19 protein-coding genes are annotated in these 20357 nt (G+C 61.0%); 12 read left to right on the top strand and 7 right to left on the bottom strand.

All coding sequences use genetic code 11. From position 1 onward, the window contains the following. Positions 1–138: 138 nt before the first annotated feature. On the bottom strand, positions 139–2031 hold the full coding sequence (locus tag FHX16_RS13660) for a DUF882 domain-containing protein (RefSeq protein ID WP_183862202.1): 1893 nt from the start codon (positions 2029–2031) through the stop codon (positions 139–141). A gap of 179 nt (positions 2032–2210) precedes the next feature. Further along, positions 2211–3764 carry a sigma-54 dependent transcriptional regulator gene (locus FHX16_RS13655; RefSeq protein ID WP_183862204.1) on the bottom strand — a complete coding sequence of 518 codons (1554 nt, stop codon included), beginning with the start codon at positions 3762–3764 and terminating at the stop codon, positions 2211–2213. 207 nt (positions 3765–3971) lie between these two features. Here FHX16_RS13655 and FHX16_RS13650 point away from each other — a divergent pair, with 207 nt between their 5' ends. From FHX16_RS13650 to FHX16_RS13640, 3 genes are read left to right on the top strand one after another with little or no spacing between them, the layout of a single operon-like run. Then, positions 3972–5828: a M3 family oligoendopeptidase gene (locus FHX16_RS13650; RefSeq protein ID WP_259129110.1), complete on the top strand. Its 1857-nt coding sequence runs from the start codon at positions 3972–3974 to the stop codon at positions 5826–5828. Positions 5829–5848: 20 nt separating this feature from the next. Then, complete coding sequence (locus tag FHX16_RS13645) at positions 5849–7009, top strand: aminodeoxychorismate synthase component I (RefSeq protein ID WP_183862206.1); 1161 nt, start codon at positions 5849–5851, stop codon at positions 7007–7009. Continuing rightward, the gene (locus FHX16_RS13640) at positions 7006–7632 is read left to right on the top strand and encodes an aminotransferase class IV family protein (protein WP_183862208.1); all 627 of its coding nucleotides are present in this window, start codon (positions 7006–7008) and stop codon (positions 7630–7632) included. Before FHX16_RS13645 ends, FHX16_RS13640 begins: the two co-directional genes overlap by 4 nt. On the opposite strand, the gene FHX16_RS13635 is transcribed toward FHX16_RS13640, so the two are convergent. Further along, a complete protein-coding gene (locus FHX16_RS13635) occupies positions 7629–8537 on the bottom strand; it encodes a sensor domain-containing diguanylate cyclase (RefSeq protein ID WP_259128897.1) in 909 nt (302 codons plus the stop codon). The genes FHX16_RS13640 and FHX16_RS13635 overlap by 4 nt on opposite strands. 132 nt (positions 8538–8669) lie before the next feature. On the opposite strand from FHX16_RS13635, the gene FHX16_RS13630 reads away from it, so the two are divergent. The 7 genes from FHX16_RS13630 (at position 8670) to hemH (ending at position 15777) form a co-directional block, all read left to right on the top strand. Next, positions 8670–8954, top strand: coding sequence for a YciI family protein (locus tag FHX16_RS13630; RefSeq protein WP_183862212.1), 285 nt, complete (start codon positions 8670–8672; stop codon positions 8952–8954). 20 nt (positions 8955–8974) lie between these two features. Then, the gene (locus FHX16_RS13625; protein ID WP_183862214.1) at positions 8975–9343 is read left to right on the top strand and encodes a DUF4440 domain-containing protein; all 369 of its coding nucleotides are present in this window, start codon (positions 8975–8977) and stop codon (positions 9341–9343) included. 9 nt (positions 9344–9352) lie between these two features. Beyond that, on the top strand, positions 9353–10219 hold the full coding sequence (locus FHX16_RS13620) for a DUF3445 domain-containing protein (RefSeq protein WP_183862216.1): 867 nt from the start codon (positions 9353–9355) through the stop codon (positions 10217–10219). Between the two features lie 139 nt (positions 10220–10358). Continuing rightward, the gene (locus FHX16_RS13615; RefSeq protein WP_183862218.1) at positions 10359–11810 is read left to right on the top strand and encodes a homospermidine synthase; all 1452 of its coding nucleotides are present in this window, start codon (positions 10359–10361) and stop codon (positions 11808–11810) included. Positions 11811–11979: 169 nt separating this feature from the next. Further along, the gene (gene omp10, locus FHX16_RS13610) at positions 11980–12348 is read left to right on the top strand and encodes an outer membrane lipoprotein Omp10 (RefSeq protein ID WP_183862220.1); all 369 of its coding nucleotides are present in this window, start codon (positions 11980–11982) and stop codon (positions 12346–12348) included. 401 nt (positions 12349–12749) lie between these two features. Further along, complete coding sequence (locus FHX16_RS13605; protein ID WP_183862222.1) at positions 12750–14618, top strand: 5'-nucleotidase C-terminal domain-containing protein; 1869 nt, start codon at positions 12750–12752, stop codon at positions 14616–14618. A gap of 121 nt (positions 14619–14739) precedes the next feature. Continuing rightward, entirely contained in the window at positions 14740–15777 is a 1038-nt protein-coding gene (hemH, locus tag FHX16_RS13600; RefSeq protein ID WP_183862224.1) for a ferrochelatase, read from the top strand. Here hemH and queE read toward each other — a convergent pair whose 3' ends face one another. Genes queE through queC form a run of 3 tightly spaced genes read right to left on the bottom strand, consistent with a single transcriptional unit; the run spans position 15778 to position 17578 of the window. Next, complete coding sequence (gene queE / locus FHX16_RS13595) at positions 15778–16515, bottom strand: 7-carboxy-7-deazaguanine synthase QueE (protein ID WP_183862226.1); 738 nt, start codon at positions 16513–16515, stop codon at positions 15778–15780. Further along, a complete protein-coding gene (gene queD, locus FHX16_RS13590; RefSeq protein WP_183862228.1) occupies positions 16512–16868 on the bottom strand; it encodes a 6-carboxytetrahydropterin synthase QueD in 357 nt (118 codons plus the stop codon). Before queD ends, queE begins: the two co-directional genes overlap by 4 nt. Continuing rightward, positions 16868–17578, bottom strand: coding sequence for a 7-cyano-7-deazaguanine synthase QueC (queC, locus tag FHX16_RS13585; protein ID WP_183862230.1), 711 nt, complete (start codon positions 17576–17578; stop codon positions 16868–16870). The genes queD and queC overlap by 1 nt, the downstream gene beginning before the upstream one ends. A 203-nt stretch (positions 17579–17781) precedes the next feature. On the opposite strand from queC, the gene FHX16_RS13580 reads away from it, so the two are divergent. After that, positions 17782–18786, top strand: coding sequence for an SPFH domain-containing protein (locus FHX16_RS13580; protein WP_183862231.1), 1005 nt, complete (start codon positions 17782–17784; stop codon positions 18784–18786). A 3-nt stretch (positions 18787–18789) separates the two neighbouring features. Then, complete coding sequence (locus FHX16_RS13575) at positions 18790–19245, top strand: NfeD family protein (RefSeq protein ID WP_183755784.1); 456 nt, start codon at positions 18790–18792, stop codon at positions 19243–19245. On the opposite strand, the gene FHX16_RS13570 is transcribed toward FHX16_RS13575, so the two are convergent. Further along, positions 19246–20241: an SIS domain-containing protein gene (locus FHX16_RS13570; protein WP_183862233.1), complete on the bottom strand. Its 996-nt coding sequence runs from the start codon at positions 20239–20241 to the stop codon at positions 19246–19248. Between the last annotated feature and the right edge of the window lie 116 nt (positions 20242–20357).

Genomic DNA, 20357 nt, shown 5'->3' with positions numbered 1-20357 from the left:
TATTCTCGATCTGGAAATGAAAATCAACCCGAGCTCTTGTTTGAACCGCGCCTCGCCGCGCGACTTTCCGTCACATCCAAGAAACGAAAGAGCCGCCGGATCGCTCCGGCGGCTCTTTCGAAATTCCTTGTGGAACCATCAGTTCGATACGAACTTCCGCACTTCCATGAAGTTGACTGCACTACCGCTGAAGCGGCCAGGATCAATGGACGCCGTCTTGGTAAAGCCTTCAGCATAGACTGCAGTCGGCTGGGCGCGAAGTGTCTGGCTGACGAAACGCGGCGCCTTCACCGGCTTGGTGACCATCTCCATCCGGGAGTTGGTGAGCGCCCACTGCGAGATGATCTTCTGCGTCAGCTTCGGTTCGGTCCGAACGGTAGCCCGGCTGGCGTCGGCCTCCGCGGCCTCATGCTTTGTCGGGCGGCCACCCTTGGTCGGCAGACCCTGAGCTACACCGCTAGCATCGGATGACTTCGGCGCATCGAAGCCATCGCCAAAGCTTGCTGATTTCGTAGCCGGCGCGAGTGCAGCGAGCTGCAACGGAGCCTTTTCGCTTGGAACCTTTTGCGGTATCGCCGCGTTAATAGCCTGCTCGACGCTCGTGACCGGCGGCTGGTTGGACGCGACCTGACGGTCGCCATCACCATTCTGCTGGTCAAGGGCATCGGCAACGGCCGGAGAAAGCGTATCTTCCTGGTCTGCCACATCGTCGTCGGCTTCAGCATCGGCATCCGCCGCAGCCAGAAGTTTTTCGGCAAGCGCCGGTCGTTCACCCGGCGTTGGAACCGCTGCGAGATTCCCCGTCATCGCAGACGGATCGGCCGAAGCGACTTCCGCATCGCCTGGAGAGCGGCGCGGTCCGAGCAGAGATGGAACCGGTACGCTGTAGGCGCTCAGATCCGCAAACTGCTGCTGACCTTGCTCGGTCACAGCAGAAAGCGCTTGTTGCGCTGCATTTCCGGACTGTGGAGCAACGAGGGCGCTGGCGACTTCGCTGCCGCCCGGCTGATTGGCGAACGCCGGACGCACCTGCGGAACCGGCGCATTGACACTTGCGACCTCAGTAGCCTGCGCGGGCGCCTGCTCGCCGGGATTGGCGGCGTTCGGCATATTGGCCGCCGGCGGCGACGCCTTCGCAACCGCCACCGCTGCGCTGCTATCATCATCGGAACTGTCTTCGGCTTCGTCCGCGCCGCCGCCAAACAGGGCGGCAAACAGTGTCTTATGCTTCGGCTGATCGCCCGACGACGAGCCCGCATAGGCGCCGGAGCTGGCCATCTGCACCTGCGTCGAGCTCACGCGACGCTTGTAGTCAGCCACCGCCTGCTCGTAACCCGGCAGCGGACGGCCATCCGCGGGGATGTGCATCGTGTTGCCATTCGGGAAGAGCCGGACCAGTTCCTCGCGGCTCATGCGTGGCCAGGCGCGAACGCCGCCGACATCCATGTGCACGAAGGGAGAACCGGATTTCGGATAGAATCCAACGCCGCCGACCTGCATTTTCATGCCGATTCCGCGCAAAGTCGCCAGTTTGACGTCAGGAATGAAGAAATCCATCGCCTTGCCGAGCATGTGCTGGCTCTTCTCGGCGACGCCGGAATTGCGGGAGCGACCCTTCAGCATGGCATTGGTGGCAGGCGAGCGGAAGCCGCAGACGACGTTGATGTAGTCGCGCGAGCCGCTCTGCCGGTAGACTTCCCAGATGAGATCGAAAAGGCGCGGGTCCATCCTCGTCGGCTGGTTCTTGCGCCAATCGCGAAGGAAGCGGTTCAGCTGCTCGAGACCCTTCGGGTCGTACCGGCCGTTGCGCTTGTAAGTGATGACGGCCTTTTCGCCGGTGTGAATGAAATAGAGTTTGAGGCTACGCGTTTCGCCGGCCGCTTCGGAAGGCGAGCTGACCAGAACCGGCGACGAAACAGCGAGTGCGAGAAGGGCGGCCATAGCCGTCCTAAACACCTTTCCGCAAAGGTCCGTGTACCTATTGCGCCAGCTCAAGCGCGAAGGTCTCGTATTCCCATTCAGATCCGGCAAACTCAATCCCCGTCAGACAGCCGATAGTCCCTCTTTGACACCGTTGGCTGTTAAATGCGGTCACACGATGGCAAAAATGCCACACGTGATCAACCTTTTCCTTACATAATGAACAGGCCACTAACAAGTGGTTTATGATTGGTAACAAAAGATGATTGCCGGAGAGTTAATTTAGGCGATTATGCGGCGTCCTTCTGCGGATTGTCCGGATCTATGCCGTAATCCTTGAGTTTTCGGTACAATGTGGATCGTCCGATGCCCAATTTTCGAGCCACTTGACTCATCTGCCCTCGGTAGAATTTAAGGGCGAATCGGATCAATTCCTCTTCCACATCCGCAAGCTTTCGCACTTCCCCGGCTGGGTTTGTGCTGGCAATCGCGTTATCGGGCGCCTCCGTGATTCGTGCGACGGCCTCTTCGACGCTGGCCTGATGGGCCGGATAGGTGGCGGCCGAGGCGTCACTTTGGCGGTCGAGGCGCGTGTTATCGGCGACGAGCGCCAGATGATCGACGACATCGTATTCCGGTAGCTGGGCGGCAATCTGCGGGAAGTCCGCTTCGCTCAGTTCGCCGCCCTCGGCAAGGACGACCGCGCGGAAAATCGCATTCTCGAGCTGACGAATGTTACCCGGCCAGTCATAGGCAGTGAGCAGGGCCAGCGCGCCGGCGCTCACCGACATGCGGTGACCGCCCTTCTGCTCGCTCGAGAAGCGCTCGGTGAAGACCCGCACGAGATGCGGAATATCTTCCTTGCGCTTGCGAAGTGCTGGAATGGTGATCGGGAAAACGTTAAGTCGATAGTAGAGATCTTCACGGAAATGCCCGTTCTTGACCTCTTCGATCAGATCCTTGTTGGTCGCCGAGATCAGCCGGACATTGACCTTGTGCGCCGTGCGCGCACCAACGGTCTCGATCTCTCCCTGCTGCACGGCGCGTAGCAGCTTGACCTGCACATCGAGCGGCAGGTCGCCGATTTCGTCGAGGAAGATGGTGCCGCCATCGGCTTCCATGAACTTGCCGATGTGCTTTTCGGTGGCACCGGTGAAGGCACCCTTCTCGTGGCCGAAGAGAATGCTTTCGACCAGATTGTGCGGAATGGCGCCGCAATTGACCGTGACGAACGGCTTGCCGGAGCGGTCGCTGCCGGACTGGATCGCACGAGCAACCAGCTCCTTGCCTACACCGGACTCGCCTTCAAGCACGACCGGAATGTTCGATTGCGCTGCGCGCTGCGCCAGATCGATGACGCGGAGCATCGCCGGGCTTGCCGAAACGATGTCGTCGAAGCCGACCGCGCCGGACCGGGAGCGCCGGCCGGCCCGTGCCTTGACCTCGCGCTGATCGAGCTTCAGGGCGTTGGAGATCGAATTGGCAATCCGCTCCGGAGAGACCGGCTTGACGACGAAATCGAAGGCGCCGGCACGCATCGCCTGCACCACGGTCTCGATGCCGCCCTGCCCTGTCTGGACAATGACAGGAACATGCGTGCCGAATTCGTGCAGTGCTTCCAGGAATTCGAGGCCCGTCATCTCGGGCATCATCAGGTCGAGAACGATGACGTTGTAGAGGCCACTGCCTCTCTTCACCATCTCCAGCCCGATCCGGCCGTTTTCCGCCTGATGGACGACGTGGCCGTGACGCTCTATCGCGTTCTTGAGCAGTCGACGCTGGATCGGGTCGTCCTCGACGACGAGTATCTGCGCTGCACCCTTGAGCTCATGGTAACCGGTCATTGCTGCCTCACTTCATGCGAAACCTGGAGGCACTCTCGCAGAAAGGCTTGAACATCCAGTTTTGAGAAACAATTGCATTTTAACGTTTGTGACGAGGCCGAATCCGACCCGAAACGGAGCTTGTGGGCAGCCGAAAGCCCCTTGATGCCAAGCCTTTAGCGGCATAGACAGTCAAGCCTGTCGCAAACGAGGAAGAGGACCCCGATGATGAAAAACATGCTCTCCGGCACCACCATTAAGTTTTCGGCAAGTTCTGCTGCCTCTGCGACCGATGCCGCTCTCGGCGAGCTGCCGACCTGGAAACTGCAGGATCTCTACCCCTCTGCCACGTCCACCGCCTTCACTGGCGACATGGAAAAAGCCGGAAAGCAGGCAATCGCTTTCGAAGAGAAGTGGAAGGGCAAGCTCGCCGACGCCGCGAGCAAGAAGGGCGCGGAGGGAATCGGCCAGGCACTGAAGGAATATGAGGCGCTGGACGACATCATCGGACGCCTCGGCTCCTTCGCCGGGCTTACCTATTTCTCCGACACGTCGAACCCGGTGAACGGCAAGCTCTATGGCGACGCCCAGGCGAAGATCACCGAATTCTCCAGCCACCTCCTGTTTTTCGCGCTCGAGCTCAACCGCATCGACGACGCCGTGATCGATGCCTGCATGGCAAACGACCCCGATGCAGGCCACTATCGCCCCTGGCTCGTCGATCTGCGCAAGGACAAGCCCTACCAGCTGGAAGACAAGCTGGAACAGCTGTTCCTGGAAAAGTCGATGACCTCGGCCGCAGCCTTCAACCGCCTGTTCGACGAGACAATGGCCGAACTGCGTTTCGACGTCGACGGCGAGAAGCTGCCGCTCGAAGTCACGCTTAACATGCTGCAGGAAAAGGATCCGGAGATCCGCCGCAAGGGCGCGATGGCGCTGGCGCAGACCTTCAAGGAAAACCTGCGCACCTTCACGCTGATCACCAACACGCTCGCCAAGGATAAAGACATCTCCGACCGCTGGCGCGGCTTCGAGGACATTGCCGATTCCAGGCACCTTGCCAACCGCGTCGAGCGCGACGTCGTCGATGCGCTGGCGGCTGCCGTCAAGGAAGCCTATCCCCGCCTCTCGCACCGTTACTACAAGATGAAGGCGAAATGGCTCGGCATGGACCAGATGAATTTCTGGGACCGCAACGCGCCGCTGCCGGAAACCTCCAGTGCCGTCATCCCCTGGAACGAGGCGAAGGACACGGTTCTATCCGCCTATGGCGACTTCGCGCCCGAGATGGCTGCGATCGCCAAGCGCTTCTTCGACGAGCAGTGGATCGACGCTCCTGTTCGTCCCGGCAAGGCACCGGGTGCGTTCGCCCATCCGACCGTTCCGTCAGCGCATCCCTATGTACTCGTCAACTATCTCGGCAAGCCGCGCGACGTGATGACGCTCGCCCATGAACTTGGCCACGGCGTCCATCAGGTTCTCGCCGGCGCGCAGGGCGCGCTGATGTGCCAGACGCCGTTGACGCTCGCCGAAACCGCATCCGTCTTCGGCGAAATGCTGACCTTCCGCGCCCTCCTCGACAAAACAAAGGACAAGCGTGAGCGCAAGGCGATGCTTGCCCAGAAGGTCGAGGACATGATCAACACGGTCGTGCGCCAGATCGCCTTCTATGAATTCGAGCGCAAGGTCCACACCGCCCGCAAGGCCGGCGAGCTGACGTCGGAGGATATCGGCGAACTCTGGCTCTCCGTGCAGTCGGAAAGCCTCGGGCCGGCGATCAAGATCTCGGAGGGCTATGAGACCTACTGGGCCTATATCCCGCACTTCATCCACTCGCCCTTTTACGTCTACGCCTACGCCTTCGGCGATTGCCTGGTGAACTCGCTCTACGCCGTCTACCAGAAGGCCGACAAGGGCTTCCAGGAGAAGTATTTCGAGCTTCTGAAGGCCGGCGGCACCAAGCATCATTCCGAACTTTTGAAGCCGTTCGGCCTCGATGCCACGGATCCGTCGTTCTGGAGCAAGGGGTTGTCGATGATCGAAGGGCTGATCGACGAATTGGAAGCGCTTGATAAGAGCGCATAGCTCTCGATCCAAAGGCAGGCATGACCAAGGCTGAACGCTACGTTCTGTTCCGGGATGACACGACCGGGCAAGTGATGCTCTTTTCCGATCCGTCGGAGATCATCATCGCCCGGACGCGCGCCGAGTTCCTTGCCGGCCTTGCCCGAATGGAAGAAGCAAAAGCTGCCGGCAAATGGCTGGCTGGCTACATGGCGTATGAAGGGGGCTACCTCTTCGAGGCGAAGCTGGCGGCATTTCTTCCGGAAGGCCGGGAAACGCCACTGCTCGCCTTCGGCATCTTCGATGCACCCGAAGCCGATACCCATCCGCTCGCCGAGCCGACACGGCGCACCGAGAACGGTGAGTTCCTGAGCGACCCCAGGGCCGGCTGGGATTTTGCTACATATAAAGAGCGCTTCGACCGCCTGCATTGGCACCTGCGCCAGGGCGATTGCTACCAGGCAAACCTCACCATGCCGATCACCGCTCGCTGGGACGGCGATCCGCGCGCCGCCTTCTGGTCGCTGATTTCAAGGCAGCCGGTGAAATACGGCGCGCTCGTCGATCTTGGCGGCCCTATCCTGCTTTCGCGCTCCCCCGAACTCTTCTTCCGTACCGACGAGGACGGCTGGATCGAAACGCACCCGATGAAGGGAACGGCCAAACGTGGCGCCGATGACGCCGAGGACGCGGCGATCATCGCCGCGATGCGCGAGGACATCAAAACGCAGGCCGAAAACCGCATGATCGTCGACCTGCTGCGCAACGACATCTCGCGCATCACGGAGGTCGGCACCCTTGATGTACCGAAACTCTTCGACATCGAGACTTACCCGACCGTGCACCAGATGGTCAGCCACGTGCAGGCGAAACTCCTCTCGGATCTGACCATTCGCGATATCTTCTCCGCCCTCTTTCCCTGCGGATCGATCACCGGTGCGCCAAAACTCAGCGCCATGCAGATCCTGCACGCGCTGGAAGACACGCCGCGCGACGCCTATTGCGGCGCGATCGGCATGATTGCTCCATCAGGCGCCATGCGCTTTTCCGTCGCGATCCGCACCGTCAGCCTGTTTTCCGGCGGCAAGGCGATCTTCAACGTCGGCGGCGGCATCGTCTTCGATTCCACCGCCGAAGCCGAGTACGAGGAATGCCTGCTGAAGGCGCGGTTTGCGATCGGTGATCAGGAGATCGCGCGGTGAACGACTTCTCGCTGATCGAAACACTGCGCTGGGAGCCGGAAATTGGTTTCGTCAGGCTGCGTCTGCATCTTGCCCGCCTCTCCCGCTCCGCCCGCCGCATCGGCTTTCCCGACCCAACAGACGCAGCCGCGAAACTGGAAGCGGCGGTTGCCGGGGCCACGACACCCCTGCGAATGCGGTTGACGCTTGATCGACTGGGGCAAATCGAGGTCACCGCTGCGCCTTTCGCACCGATACCCGAGGGCATCATATGGAAGGTCCGGATTGCCAAAACCCGTCTCGATTCCGCCGATAAACTGCTGCGGATGAAGACGACACGGCGCGGCGTTTACGAGACTGCGCGCGCAGAATGTCCGGTGTCCGAAGCCGACGAAGTGCTGCTTCTGAACGAGCGCGGCGAGGTCTGCGAAGGTACGATCACCTCGGTCTTCCTCGACGACGGCTCGGGCACGCTGCGCACGCCGCCGATCTCCTGCGGCCTGCTATCAGGCGTCTTGCGCACGGAACTGATTTGCCAACGCAAGGCCCGCGTTGGACGGATCTCCGTAGACGATCTGACGGCCGGAAAGCTCTACATGGGCAATTCGCTGCGCGGGCTGATCCCGGCCCGGATCGTCGGCTAGGCCACGATCTTCAGCCGGTCCCTGCCGCTTTGCTTGGCGATATACAAGGCTTCGTCCGCACGGGCATAGACCTCACGTGCCGTCTCGCCGGATCGCAACTCGGCCAATCCCGCCGAGCAGGTATAAGAGAAGGACGGTGCGGCCGGGATCGGACGGGCTAAGCGTACCATTGCGATGATGCGCTCGATGATCAACTCGGCCTGCGCCAGGGTCGTATCCGGCAGGATCAGCATGAACTCCTCGCCACCGATCCGCCCGAAACTGTCGCGCCGGCGGATGACCGGCTGCACGCGGCGCGAGAAATCGATCAGCACATCATCACCGACCTGATGGCCGTAGACGTCATTGATGCGCTTGAAGAAGTCGAGATCGATGATGCAGATGCAGCCGGCAATACCGGGATTGGCGGAGTCTTGCTGCGCGCTCAGGCTTTCCAGCGCCGCCATCATGAAGCGGCGGTTGGAGATGCTGGTGAGTTCATCCGTCTGCGAGGCCCGCAGCGCAAAGTCACGATCCTGTCGCACATCGCGCTCGCTCTGCTTCAGATGCGTGATGTCGCTGGCGATGCAAAGCATCCAGCCATCTTTCTGCACTGTCTCCGTCATCCAGAACCAGCGCCCATCGACGACATCGGTTTCGAAAGCCCTGAACGGCAACTTGCCCCGGCGCGATTGCGCGGAAACGAGCCACACCTCGAAATCAGCGGTGCGAATGATTGTCCCCTTGCCGGCGCGCGTATTGCGCCGCATCAGCTCTGACCACAAGGGTGTTTCGTCGGGTTCGATGGCGAAGGTCGAACGAAAGGCCGGATTTGCATAGCGCAGCCGGTCTTCCTGATCGTAAAGCGCGATCAGGACGGCGCTGTCTTCCTGCAACTCGGCAAGCCGCTCCGATATCTGGTTCATCCGATTGTTCCGGGCGTGCTGACTTCAACGGTTCGCACCTTGGAGCAGAATTCTAAAAAGAATATGGATGGCTCCTCAGCAATTGAATATTCACATACGTCGGAACGCAACGCCCTGAAAGGAAATTCTGCGATGTTCATCCTCGCCCTGACTTACGTGAAGCCGAACGAGGAAGCCGACAAGCAGATGGAGCCGCATATGGCCTGGGTCAGGGAAGGCTATGCACGGGGCTGGTTTCTCGCCTCCGGCCGCAAGGTGCCGCGCACCGGCGGCGTGGTCCTTGCCGTCGGCCAGCGCGCCGAAGTCGAGGCCTATGTCGCCGAGGACCCGTTCACGGTGCATGGCATCGCCGAATACGAAATCACTGAGGTAGCCATCACGACCACGGCTGAAGGGCTGGATCTCCTGAAGAGCTGAACGATCACGACAGGAACGACATGAGCGACCTCACCGAACATCTTCAATCTCTGGAACAGCGGCTATTCGAGCCGGAGATCCGCGCCTCCGTGACAGCGCTTGAGTCTCTTCTCTCGCCTGAGTTCAGGGAAATCGGTGCATCCGGTCGCCTCTATGGATACGGGGACATCGTCGCCGGCCTGCTAGCGGAGCCCCCCGATGGGACGACACGCACATTGACGGATTTCGAGCTGCTATTGCTCGCTTCCGACCTGGCGCTCGTCACCTACCGGGCGATGCGGACCGTCCCGGCTGGCCCGCCGGTCAGCTCGCTGCGCAGCTCCATCTGGCGGCATGACGCCGATCGCCAGTGGCGCATGGTCTTCCATCAGGGGACGTTGACCGGATAGAGTGCGGTCATGACGCTTCCGATCTACACGCCCTATGACGGTTCCGCCCGCCCGTTCACCATCGGCTTGATGCCGCTCGATCTCGCTCGCTGGATCGAACCGGACGGCGATTGGGGGCGCTATGTCGGCGAAAAGCGAAGACTGCTCGAAGCGCATCGCGATGAGGTCTTCGTGGCCGAGGACGGAACCGAAGCGGCACAACAAGAGGCATACGATCTCCTCCAGGCTCACCTTGCCGCGCGCCATCCCGGGCTTTCGGACGACGCGGCCGACTGCAACACCCCACCCCTGCTGCGCGCCGGGCTGCTGGTGCAAGACGATCTCGTCATCATGCGCCGCAAGGAAAATGGCTGGCATCTCGTCACCGGCTTCGTCGCCTTTCCCTCCTCCTGGTCGCTGCAGGAGAAGTTCGGTCGCCCGATGCAGGCGATCCACGCCGACGTACCCGGTTTTGGCGAAGGCACCCGCAATGCGGCGCTCATCACCCGCATCTTCGATAACCTGCAGGTCTCGCAGCCGGTAGAAAGGCTGAACTGGTCGGTCAATATCACGGACGATCTCTTTCTGCCGGTTTCGAAGCACCGCCGCCCGCCCTCTGCCGACGGCTTTACCCTCGCCGAGCGTTTTGCCCGAGTTGAGCGCCAGACGCTGCGCAAGCTGCCGAAGTCCGGCGACATCCTCTTCACCATCCGTGTCTACGTCGATCCGATCGCCGCAATCGCCCATCACCCCAACGCCGGCAGGCTCGCTGCAAGCTTCGCCGAGCAACTGGAAGCGCTCGATGAGCAGCAAGCCGCCTACAAGGGCCTCACCCTGCAAAAAGCGGAACTCGCGGCCAAGCTTCGGGCGCTAGCCGATGCCCTCTCGCCCGTCTGATATTTGCGTTCCGGGACCAACACTCTTTATTGTGACGCGGTTTTATGGTTAGAGCCGATAATCTCGCATTATCTGCGCATTTTCAGATAAATTCTTAGAGGCTATCGCCTTCGTCGCCTTCCACAGGAGAAAAGAAAGAATGACGGAACACAACCACCCGGTATATGCCGAAATTACCGGCCCGATCGTCATGATCGGCTTTGGCTCCATCGGCCGTGGCACCCTGCCGCTGATCGAGCGCCACTTCAAATTCGACAAGAGCCGGATGGTTGTCATCGACCCGCGCGACGACGCAGATCACACCGAAATCATGGCAAAGCACGGCGTGAAGCACATCAAGGCGCATGTCACGAAGGACAACTACAAGGAGTTGCTGAAGCCGCTTCTGACTGAAGGTGGCGGCCAGGGCTTCTGTGTCAATCTTTCCGTCGACACCGGGTCGGTCGACCTGATGAAGCTCTGCCGCAAGCTCGGCGCCCTCTACATCGACACCGTCATCGAGCCGTGGCTGGGCTTCTATTTCGACAAGAGCATGAAGAATGCCGACCGCACCAACTATGCTCTGCGCGAAACCCTTCGCAAGGAAAAAGCCAAAAATCCGGGCGGCCCGACGGCCGTCTCCACCTGCGGTGCAAACCCGGGCATGGTCTCGTGGTTCGTCAAGCAGGCGCTCGTCAACCTCGCCAACGACATCGGCCTGAATTTCGAAGAGCCGGATCAGCATGACCGCGAAGGCTGGGCGAAGCTGATGAAGAAGGTCGGCGTCAAGGGCATCCACATCGCCGAGCGCGACACCCAGCGCACCAAACATCCGAAGCCGCTCAACGTCTTCTGGAACACCTGGTCCGTCGAAGGCTTCATCTCCGAAGGTCTGCAGCCGGCCGAACTCGGCTGGGGCACCCACGAAAACTGGATGCCGAAGAATGGCAAGAAGCACAAGAAGGGCTGCAAGGCTGCGATATACCTCGAGCAGCCCGGCGCCAACACCCGCGTCCGCACCTGGTGCCCGACGCCAGGCCCGCAGTACGGCTTCCTCGTCACCCACAACGAGGCGATCTCGATCGCCGACTTCTTCACCGTTCGCGACAAGGACGGCGAAGTCACCTTCCGCCCGACCTGCCACTACGCCTATCATCCGGCGAACGACGCGGTTCTCTCGATGCATGAGATGTTCGGCAACGGCGGCAACCCGCAGCCGGTTCACCACGTTCTCGACGAAGACGAACTGGAGGACGGCGTCGACGAACTCGGCGTCCTGCTCTATGGCCACGAAAAGAACGCCTACTGGTACGGTTCGCGCCTGTCGCTGGAAGAAACCCGCCGCATCGCGCCTTACCAGAACGCGACGGGCATGCAGGTGACCTCCGCCGTTCTCGCCGGGATGGTCTGGGCACTCGAAAACCCCGGTGCCGGCATCGTCGAAGCCGACGAAGTCGATTACAAGCGCTGCCTCGAGGTGCAGAGCCAGTACCTCGGCCCGGTCGAAGGTCACTACACCGACTGGACTCCGCTCGATGGTCGTCCGGGTCTCTTCCCGGAAGATATCGACACCAAGGATCCGTGGCAGTTCAAGAACATCCTCGTTCGCTGATCTCAGTCGAACCGCATTCGAAGATGCCCGTCGCAAGGCGGGCATTTTTGTAACGCCTGCTGTATAAATGCCGTCTGGAGAGCGTGGAGCCTTGCCTTCCCCGGCGGCCCGCGCCATGTGTCTCACAACCACACGGATAGTTCTCGTTCCGAATCCCCGGGAGAAGCTCATGAAAATCAGACCCCTCCTTGTCCTTCTCGGCGCCGCCGCAGCCCTGACTGCTTGCAATACGTCGTCGCCACGCCCGGTGCCGGTCGCAGCAACCCCGGCTCAAACAGGCGTTGAGGGTTCATGGTCGGATCCGAACGGCATCATCTCCACATTCCAGGCCGGAACCTTCACCACTCGCACGACCGACAGCAACCAGCTTCTCGCGTCGGGCACTTATGTGAACACCTCGCCGTCGCTGGTCGAGATCAACATGACCTCGCTGGTGCGCAAGACACAATCCAAGGTCAATTGTGCGCTGGTGAGCCAGAACCAGCTCAACTGCACGTCGGATGCCGGCTCCCAATTCACGCTCGCGCGCCGCATGTAGAGCTGTAAAGTTCGATTTGCGTTGGACTAAATGGTTCTGGTCTGCCAAAAGGCCCGAGGACGCGACCGCCGTTATTTATAGAACGGGGTCGGGCGACCGATTGACGTCACGTTGCTGCCGCGAGATCACGCTGGCCGTCCTCAAATTCTCAACAAGCCGGTTTCAGAGGATGACTGCTTTCGCAGCCTGAGCAGATTTTCGTCGTTCCAAAAAGGAAAGCAGCTCTAGGGTTTGTTGAAAGCAGCCTCTCGCGAGGTTTTTCGTTTACCGCCCTTGGAATGCGCTGCTTCTGTTACAGCTTTTTCTCTTGCCGCCGCTAAGGGCTTGATGGAAACATCGATCGTGCAGGGACGGCGGAGCGCAGGGGTCAAAGGCTTCGCCCCAAAAATCAGGAGAGCAGGATGACGAAATCATTTCAATTCGGTCTGCTGACCGCGTCGATGCTGGCGCTGTCGAGCGGTGCCGCCTTTGCCGATTATGAACTCAATATTCTTCACATCAACGATTTCCATTCGCGCATCGAGTCGATCAACAAGTTCGATTCCACCTGCTCTGCCGAGGAGGAAGGCAAGAAGGAATGCTTCGGTGGCGCCGCCCGCCTGAAGACCGCGATCGACCAGCGCCGCAACGCCCTTGATGGCAAGAACGTGCTGCTGCTCAATGCTGGCGACAATTTCCAGGGCTCGCTTTTCTACACGACCTACAAGGGCGCCGCCGAAGCCGAAGTGCTGAACGACATGAAGTTCGACGTCATGACCGTCGGCAACCATGAGTTCGACGACAGCGAGGATGGTTTGGCAACCTTCCTCGACAAGGTGAAATTCCCTGTCATTTCAGCCAACGTGCTGGCCGGTGACGGCTCCAAGCTCGGCGACCGCATCAAGCCCTCGCTGGTGCTCGATGTCGGCGGCCAGAAGATCGGCATCGTCGGCGCAGTGACCAACGACACCGAAGAACTCTCCTCGCCCGGCCCGAAGGTGATGATCGCCGACGACGTGCAGACCATCACGGCAGCCGTCGAAGACCTGAAGAAGCAGGGTGTCAACAAGATCATCGCGTTGACCCATGTCGGCTATCCGCGCGACCTCGCGGCCATCGCCAAGATTCCCGATGTCGATGTTGTCGTCGGTGGCCATTCGCACAGCCTGCTGTCCAATACCGATCCGAAGGCGGAAGGCCCCTACCCGACGATGGTCGACAATCCCGGCGGTTACAAGGTGCCGGTGGTCCAGGCTGCGTCCTACAGCAAGTATCTCGGCGATCTCGTGGTCACCTTCGATGACAATGGCGTGGTCAAGGACGCCAAGGGCGATCCGATCCTGATCGATTCCTCGTTCACCCCTGATCCGACGCTCACCGCCCGGATCGCGGAACTCGCCAAGCCGATCGAGGAGCTGCGCAAGAAGGTCATCGGCTCCGCCGAAGCCCCGATCCAGGGCGACCGCACTGTCTGCCGTGTCGAGGAATGCTCGATGGGTAACCTCGTGGCCGATGCCATGCTCGACCGCGGCAAGAGCCAGGGCATGACCATCGCCATCCAGAATGGCGGCGGCCTGCGCGCATCGATCGATGCGGGCGACGTCACTCAGGGCGAAGTCATCACCGTTCTGCCGTTCCAGAATACGTTGGCGACCTTCCAGCTGACGGGCGCCGATATTCGCAAGGCATTGGAAAACGGCCTCGGCAAGATCGAAGAGGGCGCCGGCCGCTTCCCGCAGGTATCGGGCCTGAAATACACCTTCGACAAAACGAAGCCCGCCGGCAGCCGCCTCGTTTCGGTTGAGGTCAAGGACGGCGACGCCTTCGTACCGCTCGACGATCAGAAGACCTACGGCGTTGTCACCAACAACTTCATGCGCGCTGGTGGCGACGGCTACTCGATCTTCGAGACGGCAGGCAAGAACGCCTACGACTTCGGACCCGACCTTGCCGACGTGACGGCCGAATACCTGGCAGCGCACTCGCCCTACAAGCCCTACACCGACGGGCGTGTAACCGAAGTCGCAGCCTCCGGCACGCAAGCGCCGTCCGCAACGGAACCCGCGCCCGCCTCTCCGGCAGCCCCGGCAGCGCCCACCGCCGAAGCTCCAGCTGCACTTGCTCCCAACACGCCGACCAATCACGTGATCGCGGCCGGCGACACGCTCTGGGAACTCGCCAAGCAGTTCTACGGCGAGGGCGCGCTCTGGCAGAAGATCTCAGAAGCCAACGGCAAGCCGGCGCCGCGGCATCTGACGATCGGCAAGGAACTGCAGATTCCGTCGAAGTAAGACGATTTGTCTCGATCCGACGAGCCGGTCCGGGGGTTTCCCGAGCCGGCTTTTGTTCTATAGGGTGAACCATCGTGACCCGGCTGCGTATGAGCCGGGCAGACAAGATACCGGGGCTCACATGACGACTGTTGATACTGCACGCCGCCCGGCGGATCACCCGCCCGTGAAATCAGGCAAGGTGGGCGTCCTGCTCGTCAATCTCGGCACGCCCGATGGCACCGACTACACCTCGATGCGCCGTTACCTCCGGGAGTTCCTGACCGACAAGCGCGTCATCGAATGGTCGCCCTGGAAATGGTACCCGATCCTGTTCGGCATCGTCCTCAACACGCGCCCGCAGAAGGTGGGCAAGGCCTATGAGACGATCTGGAACAAGGACAGGAACGAAAGCTACCTGCGCACCTACACGCGCAACCAGTCCGACCTCATGGTCGAGCGCCTGCAGGACCTGCCTGACGTCAAGGTCGATTGGGCGATGCGCTACGGCACGCCCTCGATTCCCTCACGCATCCAGGCGCTGAAGGATGAAGGCTGCGACCGCATCGTGCTCTTCCCGCTCTATCCGCAATACGCCGCCGCAACGACGGCGACCGTCAACGACAAGGCCTTCCAGCATCTGCTCAAGATGCGCTGGCAGCCGGCGCTGCGCACCGTCCCCGACTATCATGACGACGAGACCTACATCGACGCGCTTGCCAATTCGGTGACGAACCACCTGGCGACGCTCGACTGGCAGCCGGACATGGTGGTCGCTTCCTTTCACGGCATTCCGATGTCCTACTTCAAGCTTGGCGATCCCTACTATTGCCAGTGCCAGAAGACCGGTCGCCTGTTGCGCGAACGGCTGGGACTTCCCGAAGACAAGTTCATGGTGACTTTCCAGTCCCGCTTCGGGCCGGAAGAGTGGCTGCAGCCCTACACCGACAAGACCGTCGAGAAGCTCGCACAGGACGGCGTCAAGAAGATCGCCGTCCTCAACCCCGGCTTCGTTTCCGACTGTCTGGAAACCTTGGAAGAAATCGCCGAGCAGGCCGCCCATTCCTTCCACGAGAACGGCGGCGAGAAGTTCGCGCACATCCCCTGCCTCAACGACAGCGAGGACGGCATGCGGGTGCTGGAAAAGGTCGTCCGCCGCGAACTGCTCGGCTGGGTCTGATCAGACGCCGCGCTTGTTGCCCCACAGCAGCACATGCAGCTGGGGCAGCACGCGGGCCTCGAACCACCGGTCCTCGGCCACCTTGTCGACCAGCCACAGCATCCTGTCCATGATGCCGTCGATATCGACGCGCGCGTCGTCGTCATCCGGCGGCGGTGGCGTATGGTTCCCTGGCTGCAAATAGACGGAGAGATCTGGATAACGCGCCGCCGCTTCTCGCGCATAGGCATAGTCGCGATCGTCGAAAACGACGATCTTCAGCGCGATCGCCGGCCCATTGCCAGCCAAGCGAAGACAGTCGTCGAACGCATCCCAATCCGTCGCCATACCGCTCGACGGCGGCTTCGGGCTCAGCACCAGCACATCGAGGTCGGCAAACCATTCCTTGGCGACGCTGCCCTGCGTCTCCAGCGCGAACTTGTAGCCTTGCGCGTGCCCATGCGCGATAAGACCGCCAAGCGGCTGGATCGCCGGGTTGCCACCCGAAAGCGAGACCATCAGCGGCTTGCCGCCGGAGAGCCGTGTCACATCAGCCCATATGCCATCAACAGTCATCGGCAGCCATTGATCGCGATACTCGCTATCGACAGCATGCAGGCTGTCGCACCACGAACAGCGGTAATCGCAGCCACCGGTTCGAACGAAGATGGTCGGCAGGCCGATCAGCACGCCCTCTCCCTGGATCGTCGGCCCGAAGATCTCGCTGACGCGGATCGGCGCCTCGCGAGCCCCACTCATGGCCGGTATTCCGCCCAGGTCTTCGGCGTCTCGCTGACACGCACGGCCGAGGTCTCCGGCAGCCGCTCCTTGCACCAGTTGTAGAAGTGCTTGGCAAGATATTCCGAGGTTACGCGATCATGGCCAAACACCTCGTTCAGGTGCCGATGGTCGAACCGTTCGTCGATGTAGCGCTTCAGCGGCGAAAGCTCATGATAGTCGCGCACGAAGCCGTTTTCATCGAGCTCGGCGGACGCAAGCTCGACCACGACGATGTAATTGTGCCCATGCAGCCGCGCACACTGGTGATCGGCAGGCAGATGCGTCAGCTGGTGAGAAGCGGAGAAGTGAAATTCCTTGGTGATGCGAAACATCACTTCACCTCCCTGGCCGAATAGCCAGACGTTGCGGCTTCCCAAAAATCCGGATCCTCGTATTCCGTCGGATCGGCGATGCCGGCCAGATGGAAAGCCTCGCGCCGCTCGACGCAGGTGCCGCAGCGTCCGCAATGGCGCGTGCCGCCCTTGTAGCAGGACCACGTCTCGGCAAACGGCGTCCCATGTTTCGCACCGTCGGTGACGATATCGGCCTTCGATATGTTAACGTAGGGAGCGAACAGCGAAACGCTGGCATAGCCGTCGAGCGCCTGGTTCTGCATCTCCTGGAAGGCATCGATGAAGCCTGGGCGACAATCGGGATAGATGAAATGGTCGCCGCCATGCACCGCGACAGCAACGGCATCCACCTTCTGGGCCGCCGCGAGGCCGAAAGCGATCGCCAGCATGATGGCGTTGCGGTTCGGCACCACGGTCGTCTTCATCGTCTCCTCGGCATAGTGCCCGTCTGGCACGTCAACGTCGTCGGTCAACGCCGATCCCGTCAGGTGCCGACCGATGGTCCGGATATCGATGATCTGATGGGGCACGCCGAGCCGCTTGGCACAGCCCGTGGCGAAGTCCAGTTCCTTGCGGTGGCGCTGTCCGTAGTCGAACGAAAGCAGGCTGATAAGCTGATGCTCCGCTGCGACCCTATGGGCAAGCGAAATGGAGTCCAATCCGCCGGAGCAGATGACGATAGTCTTCATGATGAGGATCCCTTGTTTTGACCGGGTGGGCTGCGACCGGTATTTCCTGCGGGTCTTCTAGGCCAAAGCGGCCCCGTTGTGAATAGCCAGCAGACTCCCCATATCGAATCCGTCAGTAAATGCCGTTGCCGGCCCAAGGATACTGGCGTTTGAGGTCGGCTCGTTTAAGGTTGCGTCAGTCGATTCTATCGCGGGGGAGTTTTATGGTTCTGGGCGGCTTCGATATCGTCGTCATTGCACTGGTAGTCTTTGTCATTCTCGTGCTGTTTGCCGGGATCAAGACAGTACCGCAGGGCTACCGCTACACGATCGAGCGCTTCGGTCGTTACACCCGAACCCTCGAGCCGGGCCTCAATCTGATCACCCCATTCATCGAGCGCGTGGGCGCCCGCATGAACGTCATGGAGCAGGTTCTCAATGTGCCGACGCAGGAGGTCATCACCAAGGACAACGCCTCCATCTCAACCGACGCTGTCGCCTTCTTCCAGGTTCTCAACGCTGCCGAGGCGGCCTATCAGGTCGCGCACCTCGAGAATGCCATTCTGAACCTGACGATGACCAACATCCGCACGGTCATGGGTTCCATGGATCTCGACGAGTTGCTGTCGAACCGTGACGCAATCAACGACCGGCTGTTGCGCGTCGTCGACGATGCGGTGCAGCCGTGGGGCATCAAGGTGACGCGCGTCGAGATCAAGGACATCCAGCCGCCGCGCGACCTCGTCGACGCCATGGCGCGGCAGATGAAGGCCGAACGCGAGAAACGTGCTCAGGTGCTCGAAGCGGAAGGTTCCCGCAACTCCCAGATCCTGCGGGCCGAGGGCGCCAAGCAGTCCGCCATTTTGCAGGCCGAGGGCCAGCGCGAAGCAGCCTTCCGCAACGCCGAGGCGCGAGAGCGTCTGGCCGAGGCTGAAGCCAAGGCAACGAAGATGGTGTCCGAAGCGATTGCCTCGGGCAACGTTCAGGCAATCAACTACTTCGTAGCTCAGAAATACACCGAAGCGCTGGCGTCGATCGGCACCGCCGGCAATTCCAAGGTGGTGCTGATGCCGATGGAGGCGTCTTCCCTCATCGGATCGCTTGGCGGTATCGGCGCGATTGCCAAGGAGGTCTTCGGCGATAACCCGACCCCGTCTGCGCCGCGCCCGCAGTCAACGCCGCGTACTGCTCCGGCCGTCAACCCTTTCAACCCGCCAACGGAGCGTTGAGCCATGATCGCCGCCCTTGTCGCGGAACTCGGACCCTGGAGTTGGTGGATCGCCGGCCTGATCCTGTTGGCCGCAGAATTGGTCGCGCCGGGCTTCTTCCTCATCTGGATCGGCCTTGCCGCCTTAATCGTCGGCATTCTGTCGCTGCTGTTCTGGGATAACAGCTTCTGGTTCTGGCAGGTGCAGGCCATCCTGTTTGCGCTGCTTGCCGTCGCGACAACCTTCATCGGCCGAAAGCTGACCCTGCAGCATGGCGAGACCGACCAGCCTTTCCTCAATCAGCGGGCAGAAAGCCTCGTCGGGCGCACGGCGACCTTGGCAGAGCCAATTCGCGAGGGGCGCGGACGCATTCGCCTTGACGATACGGTCTGGCGCGTCAGCGGCCCCGATCTGCCAGTGGGCACCAGGGTAAAGGTCGTGGCAAGCAGCGGCCGCGATCTGACCGTGGAGCCGGCCTGATCAGGCCACGCCGATCCGCAGCAGATCGTGGAAGTGCACGAGCCCGATCGGGCGATTGTCATCATCGACGACGATCAGCGCACCGATGCTGTGCTGGTTCAGCATTGCAAGAGCAGCCGTCGCCAGCACGGTCGCCTTCACTGTCTTCGGCGTCCGCGTCATGATGTCGTCGACCACCAGTTCGGAGAGGTTGCGCGTTAGATTACGCGCCAGATCGCCTTCCGTGATGATCCCGCAAAGGCGCTCGTTTTCGTCGAGAATGCCGACGCAGCCGAAATGCTTGCGAGACAACGTCGAGATCGCCACCGGCACCGGCGTTCCCCTCGCCACCAGCGGGACACGATCGCCCGTATGCATGATATCAGCGACATGGCTGAGGCTCGCGCCGAGCTTTCCGCCCGGATGGAACACATGGAAATCGCGCGCCGTGAAGCCCCGTGCCTCGAGCAATGCAATGGCAAGCGCATCACCCATGGCAAGCTGCATCAGCGTCGACGTCGTCGGCGCAAGTCCATGCGGGCAGGCTTCCTCTTCGTTCGGCATCAAAAGAATGATGTCCGAGGCGGCGGCGAGCGACGATTTCTCAGAGCAAGTGACGGCAATCAGCGGAATCGAAAACCGGCGCGTATAGGCGATGATGCTGCGAAGCTCAGCGCTCTCTCCGCCCTTGGAGAGGGCAAGCACGACATCAGTCGTGCCGATCATGCCGAGATCGCCGTGATTGGCCTCTGCAGCGTGGACGAAGAACGCGGGCGTGCCTGTTGACGCCAGCGTCGCAGCGATCTTCACACCGATATGGCCGCTTTTGCCGACGCCGGTAACGATGACGCGACCGGAGATCCCGGTGATCGTCTCGACTGCGCGCATGAAGGAGACCGCAAGGGCATCGTCAAATGCGCGCTCCAATGCTTCAAGCGCCCGCCTCTCGGTATCGATCGTCCGTCTGGCGGACTCCAGGACACCGTTTTCGATGACATTTATCGCTCTTTTGGTCATGGCACTGCGTTAGCGGTTTTCACCGGCTGAGTCCATTGGCTGATCCGCAGGGCATACCGGCGCAACGAATGGTTAACCACAAGCCTTTACGTTCGGGTAACGCTTCGAAGCATGCC

It is taken from the genome of Rhizobium sp. BK661 (genome assembly GCF_024808825.1).
GTDB lineage: Bacteria > Pseudomonadota > Alphaproteobacteria > Rhizobiales > Rhizobiaceae > Rhizobium.
This window is presented reverse-complemented; position numbering and strand designations above follow the sequence as displayed.